Source organism: Actinotalea sp. (assembly GCF_035443605.1).
GTDB lineage: Bacteria > Actinomycetota > Actinomycetes > Actinomycetales > Cellulomonadaceae > Actinotalea.
This window is the reverse complement of record NZ_DAORSQ010000154.1, coordinates 1-4,206: the sequence shown is the minus strand read 5'-3', so window position 1 is coordinate 4,206 and position 4,206 is coordinate 1. Positions and strand designations below refer to the sequence as shown.

General features: G+C 73.3%; 3 protein-coding genes. 1 reads left to right on the top strand and 2 read right to left on the bottom strand.

What is annotated here, in order from left to right; translation table 11 throughout:
- On the top strand, positions 1-589 hold a 589-nt coding region (locus tag PKY62_RS12330), incomplete at its 5' end, for a threonine ammonia-lyase (RefSeq protein ID WP_502875844.1).
- Between the two features lie 11 nt (positions 590-600).
- Here the strand turns inward: PKY62_RS12330 and PKY62_RS12325 are convergent.
- Positions 601-3,258 (bottom strand): ATP-binding protein, encoded by a 2,658-nt coding sequence (locus PKY62_RS12325; protein ID WP_324537389.1) that lies wholly within the window; start codon positions 3,256-3,258, stop codon positions 601-603.
- Between the two features lie 59 nt (positions 3,259-3,317).
- The gene (locus PKY62_RS12320) at positions 3,318-4,013 is read right to left on the bottom strand and encodes a GNAT family N-acetyltransferase (RefSeq protein ID WP_324537387.1); all 696 of its coding nucleotides are present in this window, start codon (positions 4,011-4,013) and stop codon (positions 3,318-3,320) included.
- Positions 4,014-4,206 lie beyond the last annotated feature (193 nt).

Genomic DNA, 4,206 nt, shown 5'->3' with positions numbered 1-4,206 from the left:
GGACTTCGACCGCCTGCGCTTCGTCGCCGAGCGGGCCGAGATCGGTGAGCAGCGCGAGGCCGTGTTCGCCGTGACGATCCCCGAGCAGCGCGGCAGCTTCCGCAAGCTGCTCGACGTCATCGGGCCAGGGCGCGAGGTCACCGAGTTCAACTACCGGATCGCCGACAGCGACACCGCCCACGTCTTCGTCGGGCTCCAGGTCCACGGCCGCGAGGAGGCCCGCCGCATCGCGCAGGGATTCGAGGATGCCGGGCTGCCGGCCCTCGACCTCACCGACGACGAGCTCGCCAAGCTGCACCTGCGCCACCTCGTCGGCGGGCGCACGACCCTGGCCGACGACGAGGTGCTGCACCGCTACGAGTTCCCCGAGCGCCCGGGCGCCCTGGTCCGTTTCCTCGCGGCGATGGCGCCGGGCTGGAACATCTCGCTCTTCCACTACCGTGGGCACGGCTCGGACGTCGGCCGCGTGCTCGTCGGCATGCAGGTGCCCCCGGGCGACCGCAAGGCGTTCGCCACCTTCCGCGAGACCCTCGGCTACCGGTCGTGGGACGAGACCGACAACCCGGCGTACCAGCTGTTCCTGCGCTGACGCCGTCGCTGCTACGCCGAGGCCTGCTCGGGCTCCGGGGCGAGCACTGCGGCGTACTCGGCTGCGAGCTGGAGCACCCGGTGGGCGACGACGTCGACCGGCAGGGTCGTCAACGGCGTGTCCGGCGGCCAGGTCACCTGGGAGCGAGCGCGCTCCACGTGAGCGGCCAGGCTCCCGGCCAGCTGGGTGGCAGACGTCCCGAGCAGCCGGTCGGACGCCAGGAGCACCGTCGAGGCGTGCTCCCACGCTAGTGCGACCCCCGCGCACCCGAGGCCGGCTGACGCCTCTGCGAAACCGGGGCTCCACGGCGTCTCCCGGTGCAGGCCACGGACGAACCAGGTGAACGACTGCCTGGGCCGTCCCGCGCCGAGGGCCGCCCAGCCCAGGTTGATGACGGTCGTCGTCGTCGGCTGGATGCCGAATCGCGACTGCGCCCCGTCGGCGGCTCGCTGCAACAGGTCGAGGGCGACGTCGGGGCGGCCGGCATCCATCATGGCCAGGGCGAGCTTCGGCACGACCGTCACGAGGTGCACGGCGGACGGGTGCGGACCGATCCGGGCACGAGCCTCCTCGACGTACTCGGTCGCGGCAGCGGCTTCGCCCGCGATGCCGGCCATCACCGCGGCCAAGGCCAACGACTCGGGAAGGTGGTGCGGTGCGGACGCCCGTGCGGCGTCAAGACCCAGGGTTGCCATCTCCATCGAGCGCGGGGTGTCACCTGCGGTGTAGGCGGCGATGGCCTCGGCTGTGAACAGGTTGACCGCCCAGTCAGGGTCATCGCGCAGCGCGTGCACCATAAGGGGGACGTCCACGTCCTCCCACTGCCGGACGTGCGAGATCGCCGTTCGCGCGATCGCGAGGCGAGCCGCTTGGGCATCGGTGAGCCCCGGCATCCGGGAGAGCTGGTCCATCCACGGCGTGGCGGTCGCGACCGACTCGCTGAACTGCCAGCGGCGGAACAGTGCCAGGCCCAGGTCGACGGCCGATCCGGTGTCGCCGACGGTGAGGGCGTTCTCCAGGGCGGCGAGGTGGTCCTCCTGGGTGCGGCCGACGTCCTCGATGAGGGTGTCGCCCAGCTGGGCGCCGCGCCACCGGGCTGCGTACCACTCGCGGTGTCGGCGGCGGGAGTCGGCGACCTCCCCGAGGTCGAGCAGCACCTCGCGCGCCGCGTCGCGCACAGCGGTCAGCAACCTCAGCCCCTGACCCCCTGCGTGCGCCGCCTGCACGAGGTTGCCGCGAACCAGCGCCCTCAGCTCTGCCTCCGCCTCCGGCGAGGCGATCACGGCCACGGCCGCACCGCGGGCGAACGTCGCGACGAACACCGACAGCCGCGCCAGCGCCCGTCGCTCCTTCGACGTCAGGCGTTCGATGCTCCACCCGATGGCCTCGCGCAGCGACTGGTGGCGCGGCTCCCGGTCGAGCTCGTCGGCCACGAGGTCCAGCGGTGTGGCGACGACGTCGAGCAGCCGGTCGAGGTTGCCGCCGGGGGAGCGCCCGGCTGCCAGCTCCAGGGCGAGCGGGAGCCCGTCGAGCCGTCGCGCGACCTCGGCGAGGGTCTGCAGGTCCCGGTCCACCCACGCCTCGAGGTCGCTCGCCCGCTCGGTGCCGCGGTCAGCGAGCCGTGAGGCCACCAGCTGCACGGCCGCCGAGTCGCAGACCTCCTCGCGCGCCGCCCCGGGGGCGGGGACGGGCAGGGAGTCGAGGACGACCAGGCGCTCCCCGAGGATGCCGAGCGGGGTGCGCGAGGTGAGGACGAGCCGGATGCCGGGGCACCGGTCGAGCAGGGCCCGCGCGATCTCCGCCACCCCCGCCAGTGCCCACTCGGCCTCGTCGACGAGGATGACGGCCTGCTCGTTGGCGAGTGCCTCGGCCAGCTGGTGCACCGGGTCGGCCCCGTCCATCGGCAACCCGCTCATCGACCCGACGACGAGGGCGAGGGCGTCGGAGGACAGCTGGGCATGGGGCTCGAGGGCGACGTGGTAGATGTCCGGTTCGCTGGGACGCAGGGCCGCCCCGATCTCCGCGAGCAGGCGTGACTTCCCGACGCCAGCCGGCCCCGTGACCGTGACGAGCCGGTGTCCTGAGGACAGGGCACCCAGTGCGGCATCGAGATCCGCGAGGCGGCCGACCGTCGGAGTCCGGGGCGCCGGGAGGACGCGGGCCGGGTGCAGGACCACGTCGCGGGCCACCGGGCGCTCCGCGGACAGGGCGCCGGGCGCCCCCCGGGGTGGAGCCTGCGCGAGGACTCGCTGGTGCAGCTCGGTGAGGGTGCGGCCGGGGTCGATGCCCAGCTCCTCACGCAGGTCCCGCCGGATCCGGGAGTAGATCGACAGCGCCTCGGCCTGCCGGCCCAGGCGCTGCGCCGAACGCATGCCCAGGACCGCCGCTGCCTCGTCGAGTGGGTCGCCCGTCATCAGCTCGAGGGCGAGGTCGTGCGCTTCGTCGGGGTCTGCTTCGGGGTCGTCGAGCAGTGAGGTGGCCAGGTCGTCGAGAATCCCCCGGCGCAGGTCGGCGAGCCGGGCCCGCTCGACGACCACCAGGTCGTCACGAACACCCTCGAGGGCCACCGGACCGGCCCAGAGGCTCAGGGCTGCCCGATCCGCCTGACGCCTCCCCGACCAGTCGCGCTGCGCGGTGCACGCCCGGGCCTGCGAGCGACGGAGCAGCACCTCGTCGACGTCGGTGCGGACCGCGTCGGGTACGAGGTAGCCGCCGTGCTCACGGTCGATCAGCTCTGCACCGAACTGGCGCCGGAGACGTGCGACGACGGTGTGGACCGCAGCGACGTCGAGCGTGGCTGCCTGCTCGGACCAGACGAGGTCGAGGAGGACGTCTGCGGGAACGGGGCGACCCCTGCGGAGCAGGAGGGCCGCGAGGACGTCGCGGGGTCGGCCTCCGGCGGGAAGCTGTGAACCGCGGGTGGTCTCGACTCGGAGCGGCCCGAGGATCCTGGCGCGCATTCGCCCATGAAACCACGAAGCGGCCGGATCGGCGCAGCGAGTTTCCCCGGCAGACGGATGACGAATCGGTCCTCCTCGCGATGGGCCGCGTGCCGGTGCAGCCACCGGTGGACGCGGCGGTTGTCCGCGGTGACGTAGGCGACCAGGCGCTCGATGCCGGCCTCGATGGCGCTCACGCACGCTGCTTGGAGCAGGGCCCGCCCCACACCCCGTCCGTGTGCCGCGTCAACGACCTCCAGGGCGATCTCGGCCGTCGTGTCGTCCTCGCGCACCCAGCGCACGATGCCCACCGGGGCGCCGTCCTGCTCTGCGACGAGGGCGACGTGTCGTCCCGGTGCGACGTCGCTTAGGTGACGCAGCATCCGCGGGGTCAGGTGGGGTAACCCAGAGTGGTAACGGGCCACCCGAGACCCCAGCGACATCCCGGCCATGATCGTCGTCAGCGTGTCGTGGTCGCCCGCCACGAGGGCGCGGATGCTCAGGTGGGTCCCGGACAGTGCGGCACTGGTCGTCATGGCCCCACGGTGCGTGGACGCCCTGCCGCCGACCTGTCACCGACCTGTCAGGTGTCGGACCCTGCGGCCGCTGACTCAGGCGAGCCGGTCGCGCAGCCAGGCGATGTCAGCAGCCTGCCCCTCGACCCCACCGGGGGTCTCG